The 26,374-nt window shown below is 63.3% G+C and carries 20 protein-coding genes and 1 pseudogene; 10 read left to right on the top strand and 11 right to left on the bottom strand.

The annotated features are described in order from the left end of the window. Positions 1-386: 386 nt before the first annotated feature. From VGE08_RS15040 to VGE08_RS15005, 8 genes are all read right to left on the bottom strand, one after another. Positions 387-920 carry a pilin gene (locus VGE08_RS15040; protein WP_331068725.1) on the bottom strand — a complete coding sequence of 178 codons (534 nt, stop codon included), beginning with the start codon at positions 918-920 and terminating at the stop codon, positions 387-389. 97 nt (positions 921-1,017) lie between these two features. Next, entirely contained in the window at positions 1,018-1,551 is a 534-nt protein-coding gene (locus VGE08_RS15035) for a pilin (protein ID WP_331068724.1), read from the bottom strand. A gap of 197 nt (positions 1,552-1,748) precedes the next feature. Then, on the bottom strand, positions 1,749-3,590 hold the full coding sequence (locus VGE08_RS15030) for a hypothetical protein (RefSeq protein WP_331068723.1): 1,842 nt from the start codon (positions 3,588-3,590) through the stop codon (positions 1,749-1,751). Between the two features lie 334 nt (positions 3,591-3,924). Next, positions 3,925-4,623: a class I SAM-dependent methyltransferase gene (locus VGE08_RS15025; RefSeq protein WP_331068722.1), complete on the bottom strand. Its 699-nt coding sequence runs from the start codon at positions 4,621-4,623 to the stop codon at positions 3,925-3,927. Further along, on the bottom strand, positions 4,620-5,084 hold the full coding sequence (locus VGE08_RS15020; protein ID WP_331068721.1) for a GtrA family protein: 465 nt from the start codon (positions 5,082-5,084) through the stop codon (positions 4,620-4,622). The genes VGE08_RS15025 and VGE08_RS15020 overlap by 4 nt, the downstream gene beginning before the upstream one ends. Beyond that, positions 5,081-6,094: a glycosyltransferase gene (locus VGE08_RS15015; protein WP_331068720.1), complete on the bottom strand. Its 1,014-nt coding sequence runs from the start codon at positions 6,092-6,094 to the stop codon at positions 5,081-5,083. The genes VGE08_RS15020 and VGE08_RS15015 overlap by 4 nt, the downstream gene beginning before the upstream one ends. An 18-nt stretch (positions 6,095-6,112) precedes the next feature. Next, complete coding sequence (locus tag VGE08_RS15010) at positions 6,113-7,456, bottom strand: sigma-54 dependent transcriptional regulator (RefSeq protein ID WP_331068719.1); 1,344 nt, start codon at positions 7,454-7,456, stop codon at positions 6,113-6,115. Then, a complete protein-coding gene (locus VGE08_RS15005; RefSeq protein WP_331068718.1) occupies positions 7,453-9,177 on the bottom strand; it encodes a HAMP domain-containing sensor histidine kinase in 1,725 nt (574 codons plus the stop codon). The genes VGE08_RS15010 and VGE08_RS15005 overlap by 4 nt, the downstream gene beginning before the upstream one ends. Before the next feature lie 118 nt (positions 9,178-9,295). Here VGE08_RS15005 and sucC point away from each other — a divergent pair, with 118 nt between their 5' ends. The 3 genes and pseudogenes from sucC (at position 9,296) to VGE08_RS14990 (ending at position 13,375) form a co-directional block, all read left to right on the top strand. Further along, on the top strand, positions 9,296-10,459 hold the full coding sequence (gene sucC, locus VGE08_RS15000) for an ADP-forming succinate--CoA ligase subunit beta (RefSeq protein WP_331068717.1): 1,164 nt from the start codon (positions 9,296-9,298) through the stop codon (positions 10,457-10,459). Positions 10,460-10,504: 45 nt separating this feature from the next. Further along, a pseudogene (gene sucD / locus VGE08_RS14995) lies at positions 10,505-11,368 on the top strand (succinate--CoA ligase subunit alpha); the annotation flags it as partial. A gap of 369 nt (positions 11,369-11,737) precedes the next feature. After that, positions 11,738-13,375 (top strand): NAD+ synthase, encoded by a 1,638-nt coding sequence (locus VGE08_RS14990; RefSeq protein WP_331068716.1) that lies wholly within the window; start codon positions 11,738-11,740, stop codon positions 13,373-13,375. A 48-nt stretch (positions 13,376-13,423) separates the two neighbouring features. Here the strand turns inward: VGE08_RS14990 and VGE08_RS14985 are convergent, their stop codons facing one another. Then, a complete protein-coding gene (locus VGE08_RS14985; RefSeq protein WP_331068715.1) occupies positions 13,424-14,209 on the bottom strand; it encodes an outer membrane protein assembly factor BamD in 786 nt (261 codons plus the stop codon). 172 nt (positions 14,210-14,381) lie between these two features. Between VGE08_RS14985 and rluD the strand changes: the two genes are divergently transcribed. The 6 genes from rluD (at position 14,382) to aspS (ending at position 22,466) form a co-directional block, all read left to right on the top strand. Then, positions 14,382-15,347 carry a 23S rRNA pseudouridine(1911/1915/1917) synthase RluD gene (rluD, locus tag VGE08_RS14980; RefSeq protein WP_331068714.1) on the top strand — a complete coding sequence of 322 codons (966 nt, stop codon included), beginning with the start codon at positions 14,382-14,384 and terminating at the stop codon, positions 15,345-15,347. A 1-nt stretch (position 15,348) separates the two neighbouring features. Then, positions 15,349-16,092 carry a peptidoglycan editing factor PgeF gene (gene pgeF, locus VGE08_RS14975; protein WP_331068713.1) on the top strand — a complete coding sequence of 248 codons (744 nt, stop codon included), beginning with the start codon at positions 15,349-15,351 and terminating at the stop codon, positions 16,090-16,092. 152 nt (positions 16,093-16,244) lie between these two features. Next, the gene (locus VGE08_RS14970; protein WP_331068712.1) at positions 16,245-17,111 is read left to right on the top strand and encodes a ZIP family metal transporter; all 867 of its coding nucleotides are present in this window, start codon (positions 16,245-16,247) and stop codon (positions 17,109-17,111) included. A gap of 166 nt (positions 17,112-17,277) precedes the next feature. Further along, on the top strand, positions 17,278-19,854 hold the full coding sequence (gene clpB / locus VGE08_RS14965) for an ATP-dependent chaperone ClpB (RefSeq protein WP_349258712.1): 2,577 nt from the start codon (positions 17,278-17,280) through the stop codon (positions 19,852-19,854). 149 nt (positions 19,855-20,003) lie between these two features. Further along, a complete protein-coding gene (locus tag VGE08_RS14960) occupies positions 20,004-20,468 on the top strand; it encodes a zinc ribbon domain-containing protein (protein ID WP_331068710.1) in 465 nt (154 codons plus the stop codon). A gap of 216 nt (positions 20,469-20,684) precedes the next feature. Beyond that, complete coding sequence (gene aspS, locus VGE08_RS14955) at positions 20,685-22,466, top strand: aspartate--tRNA ligase (RefSeq protein WP_331068709.1); 1,782 nt, start codon at positions 20,685-20,687, stop codon at positions 22,464-22,466. A gap of 138 nt (positions 22,467-22,604) precedes the next feature. Here the strand turns inward: aspS and VGE08_RS14950 are convergent, their stop codons facing one another. Further along, a complete protein-coding gene (locus VGE08_RS14950) occupies positions 22,605-22,793 on the bottom strand; it encodes a hypothetical protein (protein WP_331068708.1) in 189 nt (62 codons plus the stop codon). 24 nt (positions 22,794-22,817) lie between these two features. Next, positions 22,818-23,171 (bottom strand): hypothetical protein, encoded by a 354-nt coding sequence (locus VGE08_RS14945; protein WP_331068707.1) that lies wholly within the window; start codon positions 23,169-23,171, stop codon positions 22,818-22,820. 404 nt (positions 23,172-23,575) lie between these two features. Between VGE08_RS14945 and VGE08_RS14940 the strand changes: the two genes are divergently transcribed. Next, complete coding sequence (locus VGE08_RS14940; RefSeq protein ID WP_331068706.1) at positions 23,576-26,344, top strand: serine/threonine-protein kinase; 2,769 nt, start codon at positions 23,576-23,578, stop codon at positions 26,342-26,344. Positions 26,345-26,374 lie beyond the last annotated feature (30 nt).

Below are 26,374 nucleotides of genomic sequence, written 5' to 3'. Positions count from 1 at the left end.
GTTGGTGACCAGGTGCGAAACCAGGTTGCCATCGCCCTCCTTGGCGGCGGTCATCGCCTGCGTCATGGTCTGCTCGTCGACCAGGCCGTCCTGGATCAACCGCTGGGGCAGTCCCTGCAGCACCAGGCGCTGTTGGATTATCGAGACGTTCTCAGCCATTGAATGCGTGCCGATGGTTAACGCGTTCCGCCACGAGGCGGGCATGGAGCCGTCCGCCCGGAGGGGCGGTATTTGTCAAATTGCCCGGATGGTCTCATATCCGGCGTCCGGGACTGCGTGACATATCTCACAGCCGGTGCCTGAACGGACGGGGCCGGTGTTGGCGAAGATACCGGACTCACCTCGGGCAGGGCAGCAGCGCTGCCCTGCTACAGATATAGGCGAACTCAGCGGCACTCCGAGGGCGCCCACTTGGGAGGCAGGGTGCCGACCACGTCGGTGCTGAAGTACAGGCCACGGCCCGAGGCAGTGGCGGTGGTCTGCGAAGTGCACGCCCACTCCAGCGTTCCGTTCATCGCGCTGGTGAGCGGCTGGCCATTCACCGATGGCGTCAGCACCAGGGTCTTGCCCTCCGCTTCGAGCGGCAGGCCATTGGTGCCATCCGCAGCAAACGTCGTGACCACGACACCGCCCTCCTGGATATCAACGCTCTGCACGTACTTGGTCCGCGTGCTGTCGAGGTTCCACGAGGCGATGGCGCTGGTGATGCCGGATTCGAAATTGGCCTGGTACGACTCGCTCACGTGCATTTTCGCCGCAGTGGCGCCGAGCACACCTTCGGAAATCTTGGCGCGGATGGTGTAGTCCTGATACGCCGGCACGGCCAGCGCGGCGAGGATGCCGATGATGGCCACCACGATCATCAGCTCGATCAGGGTAAACCCTTTGGTTTGACGCATGAACCCCTTGTCTTGGCGCATGTGAAATCACCTGTTGTGGGAATTTTACGCCAAAAAAAGGGGGCGACCAGCGCCCCCCTTTTTCCTTGTCAGCGCGAGGCCAACTTTCCTCGAAGGATCAACGGCACTCGGAGGGGGCCCACTTGGCCTTCACGCCCGCGGTCGACAACGCAGTGCCCACCAGGTTGCGGTTGCTGGCGGTCGTGTTGGTCTCCGACACGCAGGCCCAGTCGATCGCACCGACGGAATCGGTGCCCAGCGCCGCGCCATTCACGTTCGGGATGAACTGCAACTGCTTGCCGTCCATGTCGTTGATCGGCAGACCATTGTTGGCGTTGGCTTCGAACGTGACGGTGATGACGCCGTTGGAGTTGTCGATCACGACGTTCTCGACGTACTTGCTGGCGGTCACGCCGTTGGCAACTTCATTGTTCCAGGCATCGGCAGCCGCCGCGACGCCCGCCAGGCTGTCCGTCTGGAAGGCTTCGCTCACCGAGGCTTTGGCCGACGACGCGGCGATGATGCCTTCGGACACCTTCGAGCGGATGGTGTAGTCCTGATAGGCGGGCAGCGCGATCGCCGCCAGGATGCCGATGATCGCCACAACGATCATCAATTCAATCAGGGTGAAACCCTTTTGCGACTTCGACATTTTTGATCTCTCCTCGGTAGAACAAATTCAAGCTGCGACAAAGGCGTCGGCATTGCCGGAACAGCAAGTGGCGTGCCAAGACTTCGGGCACGTGTAAGTTACTGTTTAATCGAGATCTAATCTGAGAATCGGGTCTCGTTATGACAAGCGGCCGAAAGTGGCCATGAGCAGGCGGTGGCAGTAACTGACAATTCGCGTCATTCGCTGACGTCGTTCGCAGACGTAGCTTCCGGGCGAATGACCTTGTAGAGCTTGGCGTACGTTGCCATCCGGACCTGGTCGCTGCCGGGCATGCGCATCGGAAGTTTCACTGTGAAGAGCAGCTGGTACTGCGGCGGTACGGAGCCGGGGGCGGTGAGCAGCAGCGTCTTCGCCAGATCTCCGCCGTAGACACCATAGCGGAAATTGCCGGCCTCCGTGACAGTCAGCTTGACTGGTCGCACCAGCACGTACTTCACGTACGGGGCTTCAGCGGGCAACTGTTCGGCCGGCAGCGATAGCAGGCGCAGCGCTTCATCCGCCTTGTCGAACTGTTGCGCGGTCAGCAGGAAGTTGTTGGCTATCACGGAGCAGTCGCTGAAGTAGCGGATGTAGTGGCCGGCATTCGTGTCGGCCAGTACCACGCCCGGATCCTTCGAGCAGTGTTCCCGCAATGGCTTGAACATTGGATGCAGTGCTGCGAACCACGGATCGCCGCTCTTTGGCGCGGGCGCGACCAGCTGCAGGCGAATGGTCGGCGCGTAAGCCAGTACCAGCGCCAGCGAGGCGAGCAGCAATGTGCGCTTGGCGTGTTCAGGCCAACGCTCGGCCCACTCCTGCACGAGGACCAGCCAGGGCAGGTACAGCGCAAACGTGCCGAAGTAATGCATGCGTATCTGGGTGGCCATGAGTGCCAGTCCGAATACGCACCAGGCCCAGAAGAGCAGCCGTGGGCTGGTGCGCTCCCGCCAGGCCCGCAACACGCAAAAAGCGAACGCCAGTGGTGCAGCGAGGACCAGCACGGTGTAGAACATGCTGAGCATGCGAATGCCGTCCTGGCTCAGCACCTGCAGCGGCGAGCGCATTTCCTGGATCTGGTCAAGCATGCCGAGCGTGCCATTGACGAACGATCGAGCATGGATGATCTGGCCGATCAGCGGAGCCAGCAGCGCCGTGGCGATCAGGATCATCAATCCCATGTTGCGGCGAGTCGGCGCCAGGCGCGACAGCAGCACTGTGACCAGCCCTGCGCAGCTGACGATGTAGAGGTGGAACCAGGAAAGCAGGTAGAACTCGAAGCGCCCTTGCCGGAACGGCTCGGACGGCAACAGCACGGCCAATGTCGTGAGGACCAGCGCGGCGGCGAAAGCGACGCTCGGACGAAGAGGCGATTGCTTGCCCTGCAGCCACAGCAGCAGCGCGGTTCCCAGAAATGGCAGCAACAGAACGAACAGCGCGTTATGCACTGCCAGGGCGACGCCAAAAATGCTGCCAAGTACGGCTCCGGATGCGCTGCTCGGAGATCGGAACCACCTGAGACCTGCGGCAAGCGACGCGAGTACGAAGATGTGCTCCACGTAGTGGTGATCGATCTTGCCGAAGCCATAGGTCAGCTGAGTGCTGGGCCCGAGCGCCATGCACAGCCCGGCGAGCACCGTCGCCCAGGTGCCCAAGCCCGCTGCGCGAGCCACCAGCATCGTCAGGCCGGCGCCGATCAAAGTCGCGGCGACCGGAATCCATAGCAGGATCATCAACGGATCGTCGCCGATGCCGAGATTCGAAGCCGCGCGCACGATCCTGGCCATCGCGTAGTCGTAACCCCAAGGCCAGACCAGCAGGCTGCCTTCGGGCGCGTGGATCTTGGGATCGAACTCGTAGAACGCGGATGGATCCTTCACCGCATCGAGGATGCGGACAGCGTGATAGAAACCATCGTTGCCGAATGGGAAGTACTCCTCGCCGATGTGGGCCGCAGGGCGCGTCAGCGCGCCGGACAGCGCGGCAACACCACCGACCACCAGCCAAAGCAACAACGTAGTCAGGCGAGCTTTTGCGATCATGCGAGTCCTTGAAGCGCGGGTGTCGGCAGACGCGTCTTTGGTGTGATCACCACCCGCGGGCCGCGCGCAGAATAGCCTCACGAGAGCTGTGCAGACAGTGCGTTCTCTCTCACTCGCCCTATGCAGATCGAGCCGAGGAGCTCACGTAGTGGGTTCGCGTTCGATCTTGTTCAGCTTCGCGTATGCAACCCCCGAAACCATGGGCAGAGCAATCTTGCTCAGCACCGAGGCGGGCTGCGCTGAGCGTCAGAGTGCAGACGCAGACCGCGACCAGGCCGACAGCCATCCAGATCGCGATCGGGATCCAGCGAGTAGTTGATTGCATCGCTCGGCGTCAGGGCTTGCGAGCCACCAGCAGCAGGTTCTTGCCGAACCAGTGTCCGGTCAGCAGATCGAGCGCGAGACTCAGCGGCAATACCGCGCGATCGTATAGCTTCAACGCCGTGCGGTTCACGTTGCCGGAGTCGTTGCCCAACAGCTTGAAAGCAAGCGTGGCGGGAAAACCGAGCGAATCGACATACCAGACGCGGTCGACTGCAAAGCCGGCAGCTTCAGCCGCCTTGCGCAGCGCTTGCTTGCGATAGCGTCGAACGTGGCCAACCTTCGCATCCATGCTGGTGTAGAGCACCGGAAAGGCTGGCACGTAGATCAACAGCCTGCCGCCGGATGTGAGCTTCGAGTGCAGCGCGCGCAGTGCGCCTGCGTCGTCCTCGATGTGCTCCAGCACGTTGAGCGAATAAATGTAGTCGAACCCTGCATCGGGCAGATCGTGCGGCGTGCCGGTGACGCGCAGACCTCGGGCCCGCAATGTTTGTTGCAATGACAGGTCGGGTTCGAGAGCGACGATGTCCAAGCCGTGATCGCGCAGCGGGATCGCGAACTGGCCGCTGCCGGCGCCGAAATCCAGCACCCTTGCCTTGGATGGCGCGTATTTGCGCACGGTGTCGAGCAGGAAGCGGTTGTAGTTCACCGCCTCCTGCATCACTTCCAGGTTGTCGACGCCCGTGTACGCCTGCTGTTGCATGTCGATCATCCGGCGCTGCCTGGGCGAAGCCGCGAATACAGCCACTTGCTGCTGAGCAGATAGTTGAACGCGAAACCACCCACCGCACCGATCGCCAGAGGAACCACCGGCACTTGCGAGATCCCTGGCAGGAGCATCAGGCAGACGCCGAAGATGCCGAGGTTGATCAACGCGCCGCCGCCCTGGATGGCGGTATAAAGAAACGCTTCGGTCGATCGGCTGGGCAGGCCACGACTGGCGAACGTGTGCCGGCGATTCAACGCCCAGGTCACGAGCACCGCGGTAAGAAATGACGGAACTCGTGCCTGCCAGGGTGACCACTGAGCGTACAGCGTAAGCCCGGTAAGGATGACGGCCTCGACGACGAAGCCAGCACCGCCTACCACAAGAAAGCTCAACACCTCGTGCAACGTGGGTTGCCGGCGCGCGCTCGGCACCATCGACGATGCAGTGTCGGCTTTGGCGTTCATGAGGATCGACGCCGCTCTCGAAATGTCGGTCCCTGCAGCCCGAGGTAGTGCAGCCGCTTGATCTCGCGGCGGCTGAGCGTCACCGTGTCCAGGATCAGTCCTGCGACGAAACTCACCGCAGCCAGGATCATTGTGCCCACGGCCAGCACCGCCGTCGGCAGGCGCGGCACCAGGCCGGTCTCGATAAAGGTTGCGACCACCGGCCAGCCAAGCAACAAAGACGTGGCGAACAGTACGAACGCCACCAGCGAGAAGAACTGCATCGGCCGCTCTTCCCTCACCAGATAGACGATGGTGCGCAGGATCCGAAAGCCGTCGCGGAAGGTATTGAGCTTGCTCTTGGACCCTGGCGGACGATCCCGATAGAGCGTCTGAATCTCCGCCAACGGCAAACGCAGTTCCAGCGCGTGCACGGTCAACTCCGTTTCCGTTTCGAAGCCGCTGGCAAGCGCAGGGAACGATTTCACGAAGCGGCGCGAGAACACGCGGTAGCCGGACAGCATGTCTCGCAGGCGATTGCCGAAAATCGCCGCGACAGTGCCGGTCAGCAGCTTGTTGCCGAACACGTGACCCGGGCGGAATGCGGCGGACGAGACCGGCACGCGAGCGCCGTTGACCATGTCGAGCGAATTGGAAAGCAGCGTGTCGACCATGACTGCCGCGCTCGCGGCATCGTAAGTGCCATCGCCGTCGACGAGCACGTACGCTTCGGCTTCGATGTCGGCGAACATGCGGCGAACGACATTGCCCTTGCCTTGAAACGTCTCGGTGCGAACGATGGCGCCGGCGCTGGCGGCGCGGGCCTTGGTCTCATCGGTCGAGTTGTTATCGTAGACGTAGATCGTTGCGGTGGGCAATGCCGCCGCGAAATCCTTGACCACGCCTTCGATCGCTTCGGCCTCGTTGTAACAAGGAATCAGCACTGCGATTCGCGGCGCCAACGCGGCGATATTCGCGGCGGCGGTCCGCTGCGTTACATCGGGCGACACTGTTGCGGGCGTGGATGTCATGGCCGCGGAGCGCGCTGTTCACTCGATGCCGAGCTTCTTGATCCGATACCGCAACGACCGGAACGTCATCCCGAGCAGTTGCGCCGCCTTGGTCTTGTTGTAACGCGTCTGTTCCAGAGCGCGCACGATGGCGTCGCGTTCGATGTCTTCCAGCGCATCGCCCAGCCGCTCGCCGGGTGCGACGCTGTTCGGAATCGGGACATCGGTGGCTGCCACTTTGGGCCGCAACTGCAGATCGCCCAGGTCGATCACACCGTTCACGCATAGCGTGGCGGCGCGCTCGAGCACGTTTTCCAGTTCGCGCACATTGCCGGGAAAGTGATATTCGCGCAGCGCCTTCGATGCCGCTTCAGTGATGCGCAACGAGCGGTTGCCGATCTGCCGGCCGAGGCGGCTGATGATGGCATCGACCAGCTCATCGATGTCTTCCAGGCGCTCGCGCAGCGGCGGCACGCGAATCTCGATGACGTTCACGCGATAGAACAAGTCCTCGCGGAATTTGCCTTCAGCGACCAGCGCGGCAAGGTTCTTGTGCGTCGCCGACAGAATGCGCACATCGATCGGCTGCTCACGCGAATCGCCCACGGGCCGCACGCTTTTCTCCTGGATGACGCGCAACAACTTCACCTGCATGTGCAACGGCAGGTCGGCGATTTCGTCCAGGAACAGCGTACCGCCCTCGGCGGATTGAATGAGGCCCTGCTTGTCGGACACCGCGCCGGTGAAACTGCCCTTGCGATGGCCGAACAGCTCGCTTTCCATCAACTCATTGGGAATGGCGCCGCAGTTCACGGGCACGAACGGCCCCTCGCGACGCGGTCCCGCTTCGTGAATCAAGTGCGCGACCAGTTCCTTGCCCGTGCCCGATTCGCCGTAGATGTGCACTGGCGCCTGGCTGCGAGCGACGCGCTCGATCATTTCGCGCAACTGCTCCATGGTTCGCGAGCGGCCGAGCAGTTTTACCTGCGGCAACTGCATCGTGCTCTCGATGGATTCGCCCAGCTTGAGAGTGGCGCCAATCAGCTTGCGCAACGCAGCCACGTCCAGCGGCTTGGAAATGAAATCGAACGCGCCGAGTTTGAGCGCGCGCACCGCCGTCTCGACATTGCCGTGCGCGGTGATGACAGCGACCGGTGTTTGCGGCTTGTGGGTCTGGATCCACTCGACCAGGCCGAGGCCATCGCCATCCGGCAGGCGCATGTCGGTGAGACAAAGATCGAAAGGATTGGCGCGCAGCTCGCGCGTGGCTGCGGCAATCGTGTCGGCCGTGGTCACTTCGAGGTTCATTCTCTCGAGCGTGATACCCAGCAGCTCGCGGATGTCGGGCTCGTCGTCCACGACGAGCGCGCGGGGCTTCTTCACTGTGTTTCCCAACGTTGTGGATCGGCGAACACGAGACGAAAAATACTACCACCCCCCTGACGGGGCTCATAAATCAACACAGCGCGGTTGCACTGGGCCAATTCCCTGGCGATGAACAGTCCGAGTCCGGTGCCGCCTTTGCCGGCCGTGAAAAACGGCTCGAAAATGCGCTCGGCATCGGGCTGCGGAATGCCGGGGCCGCGATCCAGCACCTCCAGCATGGGCCGGTCCGAGGTGGCGATGCGGCCGGTGCGGATCTCGATCGCGTCATTGGAATCGAAGTTGCGGCCGTACTTCAGTGCGTTCTCGCACAAATTCCACATAAGCTGATGCAGGTGGGACGGATCGACCCGCACATCCAGCTCCGGGGCCGAGGTGGTGATGTACAGCTTGGTGGCGTCGATCTGCGCGGTCTGCCGGAATTCGCCCACGAAGTCTTCCAGCCAGCCGTTGAGCTCGATGCGCTCCTGGCGCGTCGAGTCGCGCCGCGACAGCTGTAGGATGTTGTTGATGATGGAGCTGACCCGCTCGCCGTTCTTGGTGACGATGTCGGTCAGGCGCCGCTCCTGCGGCGTGAGGTGCGGAGCCTCGGCCAGGAGCTGCGCGGCATGGCTCATCGCGCCCACCGGATTGCGAATCTCGTGAGCGATGCTGGCGCTCAGGCGCCCGAGTGCGGCGAGCTTCGACTGCTGCACGCGCTCGGCGATGAGCGTGGTGTCTTCGAGGAAGATCAGTGTCGGTCCGCCACCGCCGCCGCTGCGCAAGGACACGAAGTGCGGCTGCACGAGGCTGCTGCCATCCCAAGTCATCAGCGACAGCGAGCTCAGCTGCCAGTCATAAGAGTGACGACGCCAGGTATCCAGCAGATAGAGCAGCCGCGGCGACACATCGCCGAGCGGCGTCCCCGCCGCCACCGGATTCCCATGCAGCATCGATGCGGCCGACTCGTTGATCAGCCGAATCACGTCCTGGTCATCCACGACCAGAATACTCTCACGCAGGTGCTGCACGATGAATTGATTGAGCTCGGCCAGGTTGGCCACATCGACTTCGCGCTGGCGCACGCGCTCTTCGCTTTCACGCAAGTTGCGAGCCAGCGGCGCCACGCCCAAGGTGACGATGAACATCAACGCGCCAACGATGCCGGCGGAGGCGAAATCCCCCGAGCTGGTGCCGGAGGCCAGCGTCGCGAAGGCTTGCTGTAACAAAAGCGCGATGGCCGCGACGGCAGCGAACATCAGCGCGAGTCGTTGCCCCACGACAAAGCTCGCCGCACCGATAGGCAGCACCAGCAGCGCGCCGAGGCCACTGTTCATGCCACCGCTCGAATAGGTGAGCAGCGAGATCGCGAGCACGTCGACGCCGACATTGAACGCCGTCTGCACCAGGCGATCCGGCCAGCGCCGCTTCAAGCTTTGTATCGAGAGCGCCGCGAACAGGAAGTACGCGACGCTGGTGATGATGAACAGTTCCGGCTGCGTCCGCCCGACCAGCCGCGGACTGAGCGTCCAGAACAGCACCATCAACAGCAACGGGACCAGCAAGCGAAACAGATTGACCAGCGCCAGCACGCGCCAGGCGAGCTCGGTCGAGGAACCCCAGGGCGGCGCATGCGCGGATTGCGGCTCCGAGCCCGGCGAGGACGGCTCCGCGGACTGCGTCTGAGACGCAGCATCGCGCGATGATTCCAACGCCGGTTCAGCTGCTTTCAACGAGGGCACTTCGATATTTCCTGCGTTCGCCTTTGCATCGAGGCCGAATTCCTCCAGAATACGCGGCCTTTGACCGTCGTTATTTTAGACTGTCGCTTTTTACCCAGAGCCGGATTCAGCCAGCCCCATGAACCTGCACGAATACCAGTCCAAAGAATTGTTTGCCAGTTACGGTATCCCGGTCCCGAAAGGTCTTGTCGCTGCCACGGGCAGCGAGGCGGCCGAGGCTGCTCGCCAGCTCGGCGGATCGAAATGGGTCGTCAAGGCACAGGTCCACGCCGGTGGCCGCGGCAAGGCCGGCGGCGTCAAGCTGGTTGATTCCCCGGAAGCGGCGGATAAGGCGGCCGAGGCCATGATCGGCCAGCGCCTGGTCACGCACCAGACCGGCCCCGAGGGCCTGCCGATTCGCCAAGTGTACGTCGAACAGGGCTCGAAGATCGCGCGCGAGCTGTACTTGAGCCTGGTGCTCAACCGTGACAAGGGCCACATCGCCTTCATCGCGTCCGCCGCCGGCGGCATGGACATCGAGGAAGTCGCGGAGCACACGCCGGAGAAGATCATTCGCGTGGACATCCATCCGGCGACCGGCCTGCAGCCCTCGCATGCCCGCGCGCTCGCCTATGGCCTGGAGCTCGAAGGCGATCAGATCGCCGAGTTCGGCAAGCTGGCGCAAGCGCTGTACAAGCTGTACCTGGAAAAGGACTGCAGCCTGCTCGAGGTCAATCCGCTGATCGTCACCGGCGAAGGCAAGCTCGTGGCGCTCGATGCCAAGATCAACATCGAGGACAACGCGCTGTTCCGTCAGAAGGAGCTCGCCAGGTGGCGCGATACCAGCCAGGAAGACGCGATGGAGCGTGCCGCCGCCGAGCACGAGCTGAACTACGTGTCGCTCGACGGCGATATCGCGTGCATGGTGAACGGCGCCGGCCTCGCCATGGCGACCATGGACTTGATCCAGTTGCACGGCGGCTCGCCGGCCAACTTCCTCGACGTGGGCGGCGGCGCGACGCGCGAGCGCGTCACCGAAGCGTTCAACCTGATTCTTTCGAACAAGAACGTGCGCGCCATTCTGGTGAACATCTTCGGCGGCATCGTCCGCTGCGACATGATCGCCGAAGGCATCATTCATGCGGTGAAGGACGTGGGCGTGAGCGTGCCGGTAGTGGTGCGCATCGAAGGCACGAACGCGGAGCTGGGCCGTAAGATCCTGGCCGACAGCGGGTTGGCGATCACGCCGGCCAGCGACCTGACGGACGCGGCCAAGAAAGTGGTCGCCGCCGCCAAAGGCTGACCGCCGAGCGCTTACGTACAACCGCCAACAGATATCAGCACTACCATGTCAATCCTCGTCAACAAGAACACGCGCGTGATCTGCCAGGGCTTTACCGGCAAGCAGGGCACGTTTCATTCCGAGCAATGCATTGCTTACGGCACCAAGCTGGTCGGCGGTGTCACGCCGGGCCGCGGCGGCGAAAAACATCTGAACCTGCCGGTGTTCAACACTACGCGCGAAGCGGTGCGTGAAACCGGTGCGACCGTCAGCATGATCTACGTGCCGGCGCCGTTTGCGGCCGATGCGATCATCGAAGCGGCCGACGCCGGCATCGAGCTCATCGTGTGCATCACCGAAGGCATTCCGGTGAACGACATGGTGAAGGTGAAGGCCTCGCTGGCCTCTTACGGCAGCCTGCTGATCGGCCCGAATTGCCCCGGCATCATCACGCCGGGCGAGTGCAAGATCGGCATCATGCCGGGCTTCATCCACAAGCCGGGCAAGGTCGGCATCGTGTCGCGCTCCGGCACGCTGACCTACGAAGCGGTGTTCCAGACCACCAACGCCAAGCTCGGCCAGAGCACCTGCGTCGGCATCGGCGGCGACCCGGTGCGCGGCATGAACTTCATCGACGTGCTGGCGCGCTTCGAGGAAGACCCGAAGACCGAAGGCATCATCATGGTGGGCGAGATCGGCGGTGCCGATGAAGAGGCGGCTGCCGAGTTCATTCGCGAGAATGTTTCCAAGCCGGTGGTCGCATACATCGCCGGCGTGACCGCGCCTCCGGGCAAGCGCATGGGCCACGCTGGCGCCATCGTTTCCGGCGGCAAGGGCACGGCCGCGGACAAGTTCGCGGCGCTGGAACGCGCCGGTGTGCGCACCGTGAAGAGCCCGGCCGATCTCGGCAAGGCGATCACGGAGCAGCTGAGCAAGGCCGGCCGCAAGAGCAAGGTCGTGTCGTTGCCTGCCAAGAAGCCGGCCGCCAAGGCGGCTCCGGCCGCGAAGAAGCCCGTTGGCAAGAAGCCCGTTGGCAAGAAGCCGGTGAAGGCCGCCGCTGCCGCGAAGAAGGGGCCGGCCACCAAGAAGGCCGCGGCCAAGAAGGCGCCCGCAAAGAAGGCACCCGTAAAGAAGGCTGCCGGCAAGCAGGCTCCGGCGAAAAAGGCGCCGGCCAAGAAGGCCCCGGCTCGCAAGAAGTAACCCAAGTCATGCTCACGGCGGCTGCCTGGCCGCCGTGAGCGCCCAATCGTCGATTCCTCCCCGCCGATTGATCTTTTCCGCAAGCGCTATCATCCGGCCATGTCCGCCTCTCTCCGCATCGCGCTCGCCCAGCTCAACCTGTTCGTCGGCGATGTCGCTGGCAACGCGCAGCGAGTGATCGATGTCGCCGCGCAGGCGCGGGACGATATTCGTGCCGACCTGGTCTTGTTTCCCGAGCTGGGCCTGAGCGGGTATCCGCCGGAAGACCTGTTGTTTCACAACGGCCTGCGGCGGCAGGTGAAGACCGCGCTCGACCGGGTCCGCACTGAAACCAGCGGTATTACAGTTGTCGCGGGCTATCCCGAGTATGCCGAGGAAGGCATCTACAACGCTGCGGCAGTGCTGCGAGACGGTGCGATGGTGGCCAACTATCGCAAGCAGGAGCTGCCGAACTACAGCGTCTTCGACGAGAAGCGCTATTTCGAACACGGCCGCGATACCTGCATCTTCGAGCTGAAAGGTATCCGCATCGCGTTGCTGATCTGCGAAGACATCTGGGAGCCGAATCCCGCTCGCGCCGCCAAGGCCAATGGCGCGCAGCTCATCGTCGTCATCAACGGCTCGCCTTATTCGATGCTCTATCAGGAACGGCGCGAAGCTGTGGTGCGTGCGCGCGTGAAAGATACGGGCTTGCCGGTTGTTTATGTGAATCTGCTCGGCGGCCAGGACGAGTTGGTGTTCGACGGCGGATCGTTCGTGATGAACGCCAGCGGCGAAGTGACTCAGCGTGTCACGGCGTTCGTCGAGGGCTTGTTTGCTGTCGACGTGGACCTGGTCGATGGCCGCGCAGTCCCGCGCCCGGGACATATCGAGCCGCCTTTGTCGGAAGAGGCGAGCGTGTACAACGCACTTGTGCTCGGTGTGCGCGACTACGTCAACAAACATCGGTTTCCCGGTATCGTGCTGGGATTGTCTGGTGGCATCGATTCGGCGCTGACGCTGGCGATCGCGGTTGACGCGCTCGGGGCCGAGCGCGTGCATGCCGTGATGATGCCGTCGCGCTATACGTCCCAATGGAGTCTCGATGATGCCGCGGCCGAGGCGAAAATCCTGGGCGTTCGCTACGACGTGATTTCCATCGAGGGCATGTTTGCCGCGGCGCTCGACGCGCTCAAGGATGTTTTCGCGGGTCGCCAGGCGGACACCACGGAGGAAAACATCCAGGCCCGCAGCCGTGGCCTGTTGCTGATGGCGATTTCGAACAAGACCGGCCGGATGGTCCTGACCACGGGCAACAAGAGCGAAATGGCCGTGGGCTACGCCACCTTATACGGCGACATGGCCGGCGGCTTCGCGCCCATCAAAGACTGCAGCAAGATGCTGGTGTACAGGCTGGCGCGGTACCGCAACTCGATCGGGCGCGTGATCCCTGAGCGCGTCATCGAGCGGCCGCCGTCGGCGGAGTTGCGTCACGACCAGAAAGACTCGGATTCACTGCCCGAGTACGAAGTGCTCGACGCCATTCTCGAGCTGTTCATCGAAGACAATCTGTCAGTGGACGAGATCGCCGCGCGCGGCTTCGATCGTGCCACGGTGGGCCGCGTGCTCGAGATGGTGAAGCGCAACGAATACAAGCGCCGCCAGGCTCCGCCGGGCGTGAGGATCAGCGACCGCGCGTTCGGTCGCGACTGGCGCTACCCGATCACGTCGGGCTACAAGGCCAGGGAAAGCGGTTAGCGTTGGCGGTTAGTGGTTGGTTCACCGCTAACCGCCAGCCACTTTCTCTCACCAGAACTTCCACCAGTGATCTTTCTTGTCTTCCGGCTCGGCCTGCGGCTGGTTCAGGCTGGCATAGTTCTCGGCCAGTACTTTCTCGGTGTCCGCGGCGAGGTCGTTCATTCCCAGGCGGCGGTATGACTCGGCCATGATGAGCAGGGCCTGGCGAATCTGCGGCGAGCCGTCGTAGTTCTCGATGGTGTACTTGGCGCGGTTGATGGCGCCCACATAGGCACCGCGCTCCAGGTAATGGCCGGCCACGTAGACCTCGTACGCCGCAAGGCGGTTGCGCAGGAAGATCATGCGCTGGCGAGCATCCTCGGCGTATTCGCTGTTCGGGAAACGCTCCACCAGGGTCTGGAAGGACTGGAACGACTTGCGGGCGTCGATGGGCGGCCGCTGCGACAGGTCGGCCTTGAACCAGCGTTCCAGGAAGTTCGGGTTGCGCTCGAACTGCACCAGGCCCTTGATGTAGTAGGCGTAATCGACGCGCGGATGGGCCGGATTCTCGCGGATGAACTGGTCCGCCTGGTCGATGGCCGCTTCCGGCTCGCGGTTCTTGTAGTAGGCGTACATCAGGTCCAGCTGCCCCTGGCGGGCGGCGTTGGTGAACGGAAAGCGCGCCTCGAGCTGCTCGTAGTACTGCGTGGCGTCGCGATAATTGCCGTTATCCGAGGCCCGCTTGGCCATCTCGTACAGGCGGTCGGCGTTGCCGATCTGCTCGCGTGATTTGTTGCCGCAGCCGGAAAGGTTCAGCGCCAGCAGCGCTGCCGTGGTCAGGAAGAGGATCCGCATGCGAGAATTCAGGCCCTTTGCAAGCGATTCTAGTACTCGTGCCCGGCGGTTGACCGCCGTGGCCGGGGGACAGATCTTAATGTCTTACCGCCGCCGCGGGGGACAGTTTTAGCCACCGTGGCGGGACAGATTTTGAATCTGTCCCCTTTTTCGCTCATTAGTTCCTTCCAGAATGCCCCAAGCCGTCCATCACCAGCTGACCGTTCCGTTCGATCACGCCGGCCAGCGCCTCGACCAGGTGCTGGCGGAGCTGCTCGAGGGCTATTCCCGGACCCGCATCAAGGAGTGGATCGATGCCGGCCAGGTGCTGGTGAACGGGGCGCAGCTACGCCCCAAGGACAAGGTGCTGGGCGGCGAGCACGTCGAGATCCGGGCCACCCTGCCCGATGCCGTGAACGTCGAGCCCGAGCAGATCGCCCTGAACATCGTCTACCAGGACCCGCACGTGCTGGTGATCAACAAGCCCGCCGGGCTGGTCGTTCATCCAGGCGCCGGCAACGCCGCCGGCACGTTGCAGAATGCGCTGCTGCATTTCGACGCCAACCTGGCGCAGGTGCCGCGGGCAGGCATCGTCCACCGGCTGGATAAGGACACCAGCGGCCTGATGGTCGTGGCTCGTACCATCGAAGCGCATACGGCGTTGGTTCGTGCCATCGAGGCGCGAGAAGTCGAACGCGAATACGAGGCCGTTTGCGTTGGCGTCATGACCGGCGGAGGGATGGTCGATGCGCCGATAGGTCGTCATCCGGTGGATCGATTGAAGATGGCGGTCCGGGAAGATGGCCGTGACGCCGTCACGCACTATCGCGTCGTGCAACGCTTTCGCGGTCACACGCATGTGAGGCTCAAGCTCGAATCGGGGCGCACGCACCAGATTCGCGTGCACATGATGCACATCCACTATCCATTGGTGGGCGATCGGGTCTACGGCGGACGCATGTTGCTTCCCAAAGGGGCCGCGCCTGAGTTGATCGAAGCATTGCGCGGCTTCAAACGCCAGGCTTTGCATGCGGCTCGCCTGGCTTTCGAGCATCCGATAACCGGCAAGCCGGTGGAGAACGAAGCAGCGCTGCCTGCCGACATGCAGGAGCTGCTGGCCGTGTTGGCGCGTGATGCGGCGTCGGCCCGAAAGAGCTGACATGCCCGAGTGGCTCACACCTGATTGGCCAGCTCCGCCGCGCGTCAAAGCGGCGGCGACACTGCGCACGGGTGGAGTGAGCAAAGGGCCGTTTGCGAGCCTCAATCTCGGCACTCATGTTGGTGATGATCCCGCCGCGGTGGCCGAGAATCGTCGCTTGCTCGCGGCCGCGCTCGAGCTACCAAGCGAGCCCACGTGGCTGAATCAGGTTCATGGCGTCAATGTCGTTACCGCTGTTGCCGGTCCGCGTTCCGCGGAACCGCCGACGGCCGACGCGTCTTTCGCGACGGGCCCGGGCGCGGTTTGCGTCGTCATGACCGCCGATTGTTTGCCCGTTCTGTTTTGCGATCGACAGGGCACTGGCGTTGCCGCGGCACATGCCGGTTGGCGTGGGCTCGCAGGTGGCGTCCTGGGTGAGACCATTCGAGCGCTGGATGTGCCGCCGGATCAGTTGATGGCTTGGCTCGGGCCCGCCATCGAGCAGGAAGCATTCGAAGTCGGCGAGGAAGTGCGCGAACGATTCCTGAAGCTCGGTGCCGACAATGCCGCGGCGTTCCAGAGCAACGCGCGTGGACGTTGGCAGGCGGATTTGTATCAATTGGCTCGCAATGAGCTGGCGAGGCTGGGTGTCACTGCGGTCTACGGCGGCGGCTACCGGTGCTGTGCCGATAACAAACGTTTCTTTTCGTATCGTCGCGAGAGCCGCACGGGCCGTATGGCAACGCTCGTGTGGCTCGACCGATAGGCGCCGCCACAGATGGCCCGGCTTCATGGACGGCCCATTCGTGACTATTGACACGCATGCTACGCTGACCTGCATACCAACAGAGCCAACCGTTAGCGCCGCCGCGATTGCCTGCTGACCAGGCACTCGAGCGGCGACGAATCCCTGAAGACATGCATCTGCTCAGCTGGATTGTTCTATTCACGGCCCTCGGCGGCATGCTGAGCGCGTTGGCCGCCTCGCTGTTCCTGGCCGTCTCGGACCAGGTCCGGACGCGCGTGCTGCCGCATCTGGTGAGCTTTGCGACCGGCGCGTTGTTGAGCGCGGCGCTGCTCGGCCTGCTGCCGCATGCCATCCAATCGGCTGGCATCTCCCGGACGCACGAGATCGGGCTGACCTTGCTGGCCGGGCTGCTGCTGTTCTTCGTGCTGGAAAAGATGGTGCTATGGCGGCACTGCCATGAGGACGTGTGCGAAGTGCACCTGAACCCGGAGCCGCACGCGCACAGCCATGCTCCTATCCATGCGCATGCGCTGCACGTGCATGCCGGCCACAACCATCATCATGCTCACAAGCACGAGCGCGGCCGCGACCATGCCTCCGCCATGCTGATCCTGATCGGCGATGGCTTCCACAACGTGTTGGACGGCGTGCTGATCGCCGCCGCCTTCATGACCGATGTGCACCTGGGCGTGGTGACGGCCATCGCGGTGTGCGCGCACGAGATCCCGCAGGAGGTCGGCGACCTGGCCATTCTGCTCAACGGCGGCATGGGCCGGCTGAAGGCCCTCACGCTCAACCTGCTCACCAGCATCACCTCGGTGCTGGGCGGCGTGGCGGCCTACTTCGCCATGGCGCAGGTCCAGGGAGTGCTGCCCTACGTCATTGCCATCGCGGCATCGAGCTTTCTCTACATTGCGGTCGCCGACCTGATCCCGGGCTTGCACCGCAAGGTCGATCCGGGCTCGGGGGCCTGGCAGCTGGGGTTCATCGTGCTGGGCGTGGCGGTGATCTCCATCAGCCATAGCCTGGCGCACTAGCCCGGCGGCCGGCCGGAACCGCCCCGGCGAGCGTCGCGTCTATCGCCGGTAGCCCGGATCGCTTTCGGTTCGGAAAAGCGGTTGAATTTTCCTACCTTTCACCCCAGATCGCTGGCAAGTAACGGCGCCTGCCCCAAGTTGCGCCGGGGGAAGAATTCACATGCGAATGGACAAATTCACCAGCAAATTCCAGCAGGCGCTGGCCGATGCCCAGTCCCTGGCCGTGGGCCGTGACAACCAGTACATCGACCCGGCGCACGTGCTCGTAGCGCTGCTCGACCAGCAGGGCGGTACCGTGCGCCACTTGCTCGACAAGGCGGGCGTCAAGGTCAACCTGCTGCGTTCGCAGCTGGGCGAGGCGCTGGATCGGCTGCCCAAGGTCGAAGGCAACGCCGGCGAAGTGCACATATCCAACGATCTTGGCCGCCTGTTGAACGTGATGGACAAGCTCGCGCAGAAGCGCGACGACCAGTTCATCGCCAGCGAGCTGTTCGTGCTGGCCGCGCTCGAGGACAAAGGCCAGATCGGCACGCTGCTGCGAAATGCCGGCGCCGTGAAAGGCTCCATCGAGCAGGCGATCGACGACATGCGCGGCGGCGAGAAAGTGAACGACGCCAACGCCGAAGAGAGCCGCCAGGCGCTGGAGAAGTACACGGTCGATCTGACCGAGCGCGCCGAGCAGGGCAAGCTCGATCCGGTGATCGGCCGCGACGACGAGATCCGCCGCACCGTGCAGGTGCTGCAGCGGCGAACCAAGAACAATCCGGTGCTGATCGGCGAGCCCGGTGTCGGCAAGACCGCCATCGTCGAGGGCCTGGCGCAGCGTATCGTCAATGGCGAAGTGCCCGAAGGGTTGCGCGGCAAGCGCATCCTCGCGCTCGACATGGGCGCGTTGATCGCGGGTGCGAAATTCCGTGGTGAGTTCGAGGAGCGGCTGAAGGCCGTGCTCAACGATCTCGCCAAGCAGGAAGGCCGCGTCATCCTGTTTATCGATGAGTTGCACACCATGGTTGGCGCCGGCAAAGCCGAAGGCGCCATGGATGCAGGCAACATGCTCAAGCCCGCGCTGGCGCGCGGCGAGCTGCATTGCGTGGGCGCCACCACGCTGGATGAATATCGCAAGTACATCGAGAAGGACGCCGCGTTGGAGCGCCGTTTCCAGAAGGTGCTCGTGAACGAACCTTCGGTGGAGGACACCATCGCCATTCTGCGTGGCTTGAAGGAGCGTTACGAAGTTCACCACGGCGTGGAGATCACCGATCCGGCCATCGTCGCCGCCGCCACGCTGTCCCATCGTTACATCACCGATCGTCAGCTGCCGGACAAGGCCATCGACCTGATCGACGAGGCCGGTTCGCGCATCCGCATGGAGATCGATTCCAAGCCCGAGGTCATGGACCGCCTCGAGCGTCGCATCATCCAGCTGAAGATCGAGCGCGAGGCGCTGAAGAAAGAAACCGACGAGGCTTCCAAGAAGCGCCTGAGCGCGCTGGAGGAGCAGCTCGCCACGTTGGAAAAGGAATATTCCGATCTGGAGGAAGTGTGGAAGGCCGAGAAAGCCTCGGTGCAAAGCGCTGCCGGTATCAAGGAAGAGCTGGAACGCACCAAGACCGAGCTCGAGACGGCGCGCCGCGCGCAGGACCTGGCGCGCATGTCCGAGCTTGCCTATGGCCGCATTCCCGAGCTGGAGCGCCGGCTCGCGCAGGCCACGGCCGCCGAGCAGCAGCAGGAGCAGAACAAGCTGCTGCGAAACAAGGTGACCGACGAGGAGATCGCCGATGTCGTGTCCAAGTGGACCGGCATTCCCGTCTCCAAGATGCTCGAAGGCGAGAAAGAAAAGCTGCTGCGTATGGAAGAACAGCTGGGCAAGCGGGTCGTCGGCCAGGCCGAGGCGGTGTCCGCGGTATCCGATGCGATCCGCCGCTCGCGTGCCGGGCTGTCCGACCCCAACCGGCCCAACGGCTCGTTCCTGTTCCTCGGCCCGACCGGCGTCGGCAAGACCGAGTTGAGCAAGGCGCTGGCCGAGTTCCTGTTCGACACCGAAGAGGCCATGGTCCGCATCGACATGTCGGAGTTCATGGAGAAACACTCCGTGGCCCGGCTCATCGGCGCCCCTCCGGGCTATGTCGGCTACGAGGAGGGTGGCTATCTCACCGAAGCGGTGCGCCGCCGGCCGTATTCGGTGTTGCTGCTGGACGAAGTGGAGAAGGCGCATCCGGACGTGTTCAACGTCCTGTTGCAGGTCCTGGACGATGGCCGCCTCACCGACGGCCAGGGGCGCACGGTCGATTTCCGTAACACCGTCATCATCATGACGTCGAACCTAGGCTCGCACGTCATCCAGGAGCTCAGCGGCGAGGCCAACTACGCCAAGATGAAGAGCGCCGTGCTGGAGATCGTGCAGCAGCACTTCCGGCCCGAGTTCATCAACCGTGTCGACGACCTGGTGGTGTTCCATCCGCTCGGCCGCAATCAGCTGCGCGCCATCGTGGACATTCAGCTGGGCTATCTGCGGCGCCGGCTCCGCGATCGGGATATCGAGCTGGTGCTGGATGAAGCGGCCACCGATCGGCTGGCCGAAGCCGGCTTCGATCCCGTGTATGGCGCTCGTCCGTTGAAGCGCGCCATTCAGCAGCAGCTGGAGAACCCGCTGGCTCAGCGGATTCTGCGCGGCGAGTTCGGTCCTGGCTCGCGGGTGCTCGTCACCGTCGAGGATGGTGAGCTGGCGTTCAAGAAGGGATGAGCGGCGCAGCGGCCCCGAACAAAGGTTGACTGTTCAGCGGCCCGCTGCCGTTCATCGCCCACAGGCAGGTGGGCAACTTGAAGAATCGGCGTTCGCCACTATGATGCGGCGACGCCGGCGCCGCCGAAGATTTCTGGACGAGAATAACCATGCCGTTTTACGAATACGAATGCAGTAACTGCAAGTTCTACGTCGAGGCCCTGCAAAAGATTTCCGATGAGCCGCTGCGCGAGTGCCCCAGCTGCAAGAAGAAGACGCTGAAGAAGCTGGTGTCCGCGCCGGTGTTCCGCCTGAAGGGTTCGGGCTGGTACGAGACCGACTTCAAGTCCGAGGGTGAGGACAAGCGCAATCTCGCCGACCGCGAGGAGCCGGCCGAGAAGTCCGAGGACAAGTCGAGCGACACCAAGAGCGACAGCGCCGCCGACAAGGGCAAGGAAAAGAAAGTCGAATCCAAGCCGGTGGTGAAGACCGGCACGGGCAAGCAGGCGCCGGGCAAGACCGCCCCGACCAAGGCCGCTGCGGCCAGGGGCAAGAAGCCGACCGCCAAAGCGCCGGCCAAGCGTCCGCCCGCTCGCAAACCCGCCCCGGCCAAGAAAAAGGCCAAGCGGCGGTAATCCAAGACAATCCTCCCGCTGCCAGGCCTGCCTCAGGACGACCCTGAAGCAGGTATTGGTCCTATGCGGCGCCAGAGGACGAGCCCCGTCACTCGTCCCCCCGCTGCCATGAAAATCCCTGCCATCCGCGGCCACTCCAATGGCGGCGGGCGCTTGCTTGCGCCGCCTCGGGGGGCTCCGTAACATCGCGCGCTCCCTACGTTCCGAGCCTTTTCCATGCGCTCCCATTATTGCGGCCACGTCAACGAATCCCTCATCGGCAAGGAAGTCAGCGTTGCTGGCTGGGTGCATCGCCGTCGCGACCATGGCGGCGTGATCTTCGTCGATCTGCGCGACCGCGAAGGCCTGCTGCAGATCGTGTTCGATCCGGATGCCAGGGATGTGTTCGCCGATGCCGAGCGGCTGCGCAGCGAGTTCTGCATTCGTATCAAGGGCCTGGTCCGGGCGCGCCCGGCGGGCACGGCCAACGCAACCCTGGCGTCTGGCCAGGTGGAGCTGCTGGCGCGCGAGCTGGAGATCCTGAGCCGCTCGGAGACTCCGCCGTTCCATCACGACGAGCCGGTCAACGAAGAGTTGCGATTGAAGTATCGCTATCTCGATCTGCGTCGCGACGTGATGCAGAAGCGCATCCGCCTGCGTCACCAGGTGACGCGCGCCATGCGCCAGTATCTCGACGACAACGGCTTCATCGACATCGAAACGCCGATGCTCACCAAGGCCACGCCGGAGGGCGCTCGCGACTATCTGGTGCCGAGCCGCACCCATCCCGGCCAGTTCTTCGCGCTGCCCCAGTCGCCGCAGCTGTTCAAGCAGCTGCTGATGATGGCCGGCTACGATCGTTACTACCAGATCGTGCGTTGCTTCCGCGACGAGGACCTGCGCGCCGAGCGGCAGCCGGAGTTCACGCAGCTCGATATCGAAACGTCGTTCCTGAGCGAAGAGCAGATCATGCAGCTCACGGAAGCGCTGATTCGTCACATCTTCAAGGTGGTGCTGGACGATGAGCTGCCGAACCCGTTCCCGCGCATGACCTACGCCGAAGCCATGCGTCGTTTCGCGTCGGACAAGCCGGACCTGCGAATTCCGCTGGAGCTGGTCGATGTGGCCGACCTGGTGAAAGGCTCGGAGTTCAAGGTGTTCTCCGGTCCGGCGGCGAACCCGGATGGCCGGGTGGTTGCGCTACGCGTGCCGGAAGGCGGCGCCAGGCTGTCACGCAAGGAGATCGACGAATACACAGCCTTCGTCGGCCGCTATGGCGCGAAGGGTCTCGCGTACGTGAAGGTCAACGAGAAGGCCAAGGGCCGCGATGGCCTGCAGTCGCCCATTCTGAAGTTCCTCAGCGACGACGCGGTCAACGGCATCATGTCGCGTACGGGCGCCCAGGATGGCGACCTGATTTTCTTCGGCGCGGACACGGCCAAGGTGGTGAACGACGCCATCGGCGCGCTGCGCATCAAGGTGGGTCACGACCTGAAGCTGACCAAGACCGGCTGGCACCCGCTGTGGGTGGTCGACTTCCCCATGTTCGAGTGGGACCCGGACACCAAGCGCTGGTCGGCGCTGCATCACCCTTTCACCGCGCCTCGCATGGAGGATGCGGCGGCATTGCGGGCCGATCCGAAGAATGCCCTGTCGAAGGGCTATGACATGGTGCTCAACGGTTCGGAAATCGGCGGCGGTTCGGTGCGTATCCACCGCCAGGAAATGCAGTCCACCGTGTTCGACCTGCTCGGCATCTCGCCGGAGGAAGCTCAGATCAAGTTCGGCTTCCTGCTCGAAGCGCTCAAGTTCGGCCCGCCGCCGCACGGCGGCATCGCGTTCGGACTGGACCGCATCGTGATGTTCATGGCGGGCACTGACAGCATCCGCGACGTGATTGCGTTCCCCAAGACACAGACCGCAGCGGACTTGATGACCAGTGCTCCGACGGCAGTCAGCGAAGAGCAGCTCAAGGAGCTGCACATTCGCGTGAAGCTGCCGGTGAAGGCCGAGGGCTGATCGACTGGATTTTCTTGCGTCGAGTCGATGCCGAGGGGCGGCTGCCTGACGCGGTCGCCGAGGCGTGAGACGCCCGGCTTGGAGGAGGGATGCGGCGCGCTCAGGATGTGAGCGCGCCGGCTACCGGTTCAATTGTCGTTAGAGCGGACGCCGCCAGGTCATGTTGCTGGTGTCCGATTGAGCCTTCAACAGCTCCAGGGACTCGGACTGCACAGTCACCGTTTCAGACCGGACTTCGCTGCCGGTTCCGGCGGCCACCAGGCCAGTGCCCACCACGGTGGAAATCACGCCAGCGGCGACGATCGAGAGAAGGTAATAGGCTTTCATGTCAGTACCGTCCGGTGTCTACGGTTAAGCCAGAGTGAGCAGGGGGCGACGACCGCCGACCGTACCGTCCGCCAGGAGCGGGCGACGACCTCCGACCGTGCCGTCCGCCAGGAGCGGGCGACGACCACCGACCGTGCCATCCGCCAGGAGTGGGCGCCGACCACCGACCGTGCCGTCCGCCAGAAGCGGGCGACGGCCACCGACCGTGCCATCCGCCAGGAGCGGACGCCGACCACCTACCGTGCCGTCCACCAGCAGCGAATTCGTGCTGTCCGTCAGGAGGGGCCGCCGGCCACCGACCGTGCCATCCGCCAATGCGACATTACCCAGGAGACCACAGGACACTGCTGCGAACGCCGCGATTACTTTGCTACGCATATCAACGTTTCCCTAGGAAAGATGTGTTAGGCAAGTCGGTCAACGCTTCAATAATAGACATAAGCGACAGTCGATTGTGACCCCCATCACACCCCAATACTCGCCTTATGTTAGATGGATTGCAAATTCAGGGTATTGCTTAGGCGGCGGCGGGGTGCGAATTTTACGTAATCATCACGGCAGACTGCGAAAGTGGAAACCGGCACACGCCAGGAAACAAATATCTAAGGAACAATCGCTGCCGTCCGACTGTGGTGGGTGCGCGCGCCGCATTTGCTGTCGCACTTGCACAATCGAGCTACGACGTTGGTAGTTGCCCGTTGCTGGTCGCGCCTGACGGGCCGACGAAGATCGGAAGTGTCCGGATAACGGTCCCAAAGAGGGTCCATGAAACCTGATGGGCTATGACAGCTTCGCGAGCCGTAAATGAGCGGCACCTGCGCATAGGGCGAGCGCTCGAAGAGGCCACGCCGCTGCTGCCGCAGGATCGCGCTGCGTTTCTGCGGAAACGGCTTGACGATCCGGGGGAGCTCGAAGAGGCTCTCGGGCTGCTCTCTGTCTATCCGGATGGCATCGCGACCGGTCCCATCTCGCGCGCGGTCGGCACGGCTTTCTTGCGTTCCACCCAGGCTCGCCGGCAGAGCCTGCTCGGCCAGGTCATCGCCGAGCGCTACAGAATCGTTTCCATTCTCGGCCATGGCGGCTCCGGCACCGTGTATCTCGCCGAGCGCGCCGACAAACAATATTCGGCGCAGGTCGCGGTCAAGATCATCGATGAAGGTGCCGCCGCCTCGTTCGGCCAGCGATTCCGTGCCGAGCGCCAGATCCTCGCGAGCCTGAATCACGCGAACATCGCCCGGCTGCTGGATGCGGGCGAGACCGAAGATCATCAGCCGTACCTGGTCATGGAGTACATCCACGGCGATCCCGTGGATCAGTACTGCGACCAGCAACAGCTGGACCTGCGCGCGCGGCTCGAGTTGTTTTTACAAATCTGCCAGGCGGTGCAGTACGCGCACCAGAACCTGATCGTCCATCGCGACATCAAGCCGGCCAACATCCTGGTCACCGGCGAGGGTCTGCCCAAGCTGCTCGACTTCGGCATCGCCAAGCTGCTGGACGCCAGCGATATCACCAAATCGTCCGAGCTGACGCGCATGAACGATCGCCTGCTCACGCCCGAGTATGCGAGCCCCGAGCAGATTCTGGGCAGGCCAGTCACCACGGCCAGCGACGTTTATTCGCTAGGCGTCGTGCTCTACCAGTTGCTCACCGGTCTACGTCCCTACACGTTGTCGTCCTCGGCCGCGAGCCAACTGGAGCTGGAGCGCTCGATCTGCGTCACCGATCCATTGCGTCCCAGTGCGGCCGTGCATGCGGCACGAAATTCGGAGCCGGCGAACGACGATCCTTCCATTGGCGTGCTGGCCACTGCTCGCGACACCACGCCCGAGAAGCTGGAGCGCAGTCTCGCCGGCGATCTCGATGCCATCATCATGCGCGCGCTTCGCAAGGAGCCGCAGCATCGTTACAGCTCGATCGACCAGTTCATTGGCGACATTCGTCATTTCCTCGCCAACGAGCCGGTGCAGGCGCGGCAGGGCAATTGGGCGTACTACACCTCGCGCTTCATCCGGCGCAATCGCTTGGCCGTTGCGGCCGGCACCACGGTGGCGGCGCTGATCGTGGCGTCATTGATCACCGTGTCCATCCAACGCGCTGCGGTCGAGGACGCGCTGGCGCTGGCGATGGAAAAACAAAAAACATCCGAACGCGTATCCGCATACCTTCGTGACATCTTCGCGGCTGCCAACCCCTATGTGAATTTTGGCCGGGAGCTTACGGCGCGGGAGTTGTTGGATCAGGCGAGTCGCGTGATCGAGACCGACGAAGACCTGCAGAAAGAACCCAATGTGAAAGCGGCGATCTACGAAAGCATGGGCATTTCGTATCGCCGCCTCGGCGTGCCGAATGAAGCCGTCGTGAAGCTCGAGGCTGCGCTGCGGATACGCCGCGAGCTCAGTCCGGAAGCGCACCCCGCAGTCGTATCCAACCTCATCGAGCTGGCCGTCGCCCAGCGCGATGCCGGTCAGGCTCAACAATCCGACCGTCACTTCACCGAGGCGCAGGAAATGATGGCGAGCCTCGGCGATGTCGATCCCGAGGCCAAAGCGAAAGTGCTGGTCGAGATCGGCCGGCTCGAAACCAGCCGTAGCCGCCCCGCGGAAGCGCTGCGTGCGTTCACTGCCGCATTGGAGCTCATGCGCAGTGTGAAAGGCCCGCGCGATCCCGAAGTGGGCAGCATCCTCAGCGAGCTTGCAAACATCTATACCTGGATGGATCACGACATCGCTCGCGCCGAAGCAGTCGCTCGGCAGGCGGTCGATATCTATCAATCGGTGGATGTGCTGCATCCCGATCGCGTGAAAGGCGATTTCATCCTGGCGGAAACATTGCTCTATCAGGGCAAGCTCGCGGAGGCGGCTCCCATCTACGAGCGGACGCTGACGGCGCAGCGAATCCTGTTCAAGGAGAACGCTGCGGTTGCGGAAACCATGTCGTCGCTGGCGCAAGTGCGCATGGCCCAAGGCGATGCCACGGCAGCGGAGCGTCTCGTGCGTGAAGCTCTGATGATTCACCACAATGCTCACAGCACGGCCTACGCGAAGATCGGCTTTCTGCAAACGCTGCTTGGCACACTGCTCTTGCAGCAGTCCAGGTTTGCCGAAGCCGAACCTGTCCTGCGCGAGGCGCTGGATCTGTTCTCAAAGAGCTTGCCGCCCGACCACCAATACGTAGCGTCGGCGGAGCATTACCTGGGTGAGTCGCTCGCGGGCACCGGCAACTACGCGGACGCCGAAGCGCACTTCACCGCCGCCGCGGGCCGCTGGACGCGTACCAAAGCTCCCGAATGGCGTGCGGCGAGATCCGCAAGCGCTCTTGGCGAAGTGCTGTACAAGGAAGGCAGAGTTCAGGAAGCCGAGAGCAAACTCGTCGACAGCTATCGCATTCTCGCCACCGCCGAAGGCGTCGACCCCGCTACCCGCGAGGCCGCTCGCGAACGCGTCGTTCGTTTCTATAAAGAGACCCGCCAAAAAGAAAAACTCGAAGCGCTCATGCGGGAATTCCATCCCGCCGTGACCGGAAACGCGACCGCCGATCGATTGCTCTGAGCGGGCGGGAAGCCCTGCCTATTTGGCCCG

The sequence above is a fragment of the Steroidobacter sp. genome, assembly GCF_036406195.1.
GTDB lineage: Bacteria > Pseudomonadota > Gammaproteobacteria > Steroidobacterales > Steroidobacteraceae > Steroidobacter.
This window is presented reverse-complemented; position numbering and strand designations above follow the sequence as displayed.

Bases quoted from the DNA above. Each gene is read 5' to 3' on its own strand.
- VGE08_RS14940 (WP_331068706.1), top strand. From the start codon at position 23,576: ATGACAGCTTCGCGAGCCGTAAATGAGCGGCACCTGCGCATAGGGCGA.
- VGE08_RS15040 (WP_331068725.1), bottom strand. From the start codon at position 920: ATGCGCCAAGACAAGGGGTTCATGCGTCAAACCAAAGGGTTTACCCTG.
- VGE08_RS14985 (WP_331068715.1), bottom strand. From the start codon at position 14,209: ATGCGGATCCTCTTCCTGACCACGGCAGCGCTGCTGGCGCTGAACCTT.
- VGE08_RS14990 (WP_331068716.1), top strand. From the start codon at position 11,738: ATGTCCGCCTCTCTCCGCATCGCGCTCGCCCAGCTCAACCTGTTCGTC.
- rluD (WP_331068714.1), top strand. From the start codon at position 14,382: ATGCCCCAAGCCGTCCATCACCAGCTGACCGTTCCGTTCGATCACGCC.
- VGE08_RS15030 (WP_331068723.1), bottom strand. From the start codon at position 3,590: ATGATCGCAAAAGCTCGCCTGACTACGTTGTTGCTTTGGCTGGTGGTC.
- VGE08_RS15035 (WP_331068724.1), bottom strand. From the start codon at position 1,551: ATGTCGAAGTCGCAAAAGGGTTTCACCCTGATTGAATTGATGATCGTT.
- VGE08_RS15020 (WP_331068721.1), bottom strand. From the start codon at position 5,084: ATGAACGCCAAAGCCGACACTGCATCGTCGATGGTGCCGAGCGCGCGC.
- VGE08_RS14970 (WP_331068712.1), top strand. From the start codon at position 16,245: ATGCATCTGCTCAGCTGGATTGTTCTATTCACGGCCCTCGGCGGCATG.
- VGE08_RS14960 (WP_331068710.1), top strand. From the start codon at position 20,004: ATGCCGTTTTACGAATACGAATGCAGTAACTGCAAGTTCTACGTCGAG.
- VGE08_RS15025 (WP_331068722.1), bottom strand. From the start codon at position 4,623: ATGATCGACATGCAACAGCAGGCGTACACGGGCGTCGACAACCTGGAA.
- sucC (WP_331068717.1), top strand. From the start codon at position 9,296: ATGAACCTGCACGAATACCAGTCCAAAGAATTGTTTGCCAGTTACGGT.
- clpB (WP_349258712.1), top strand. From the start codon at position 17,278: ATGGACAAATTCACCAGCAAATTCCAGCAGGCGCTGGCCGATGCCCAG.
- aspS (WP_331068709.1), top strand. From the start codon at position 20,685: ATGCGCTCCCATTATTGCGGCCACGTCAACGAATCCCTCATCGGCAAG.
- pgeF (WP_331068713.1), top strand. From the start codon at position 15,349: ATGCCCGAGTGGCTCACACCTGATTGGCCAGCTCCGCCGCGCGTCAAA.
- VGE08_RS14950 (WP_331068708.1), bottom strand. From the start codon at position 22,793: ATGAAAGCCTATTACCTTCTCTCGATCGTCGCCGCTGGCGTGATTTCC.
- VGE08_RS15015 (WP_331068720.1), bottom strand. From the start codon at position 6,094: ATGACATCCACGCCCGCAACAGTGTCGCCCGATGTAACGCAGCGGACC.
- VGE08_RS14945 (WP_331068707.1), bottom strand. From the start codon at position 23,171: ATGCGTAGCAAAGTAATCGCGGCGTTCGCAGCAGTGTCCTGTGGTCTC.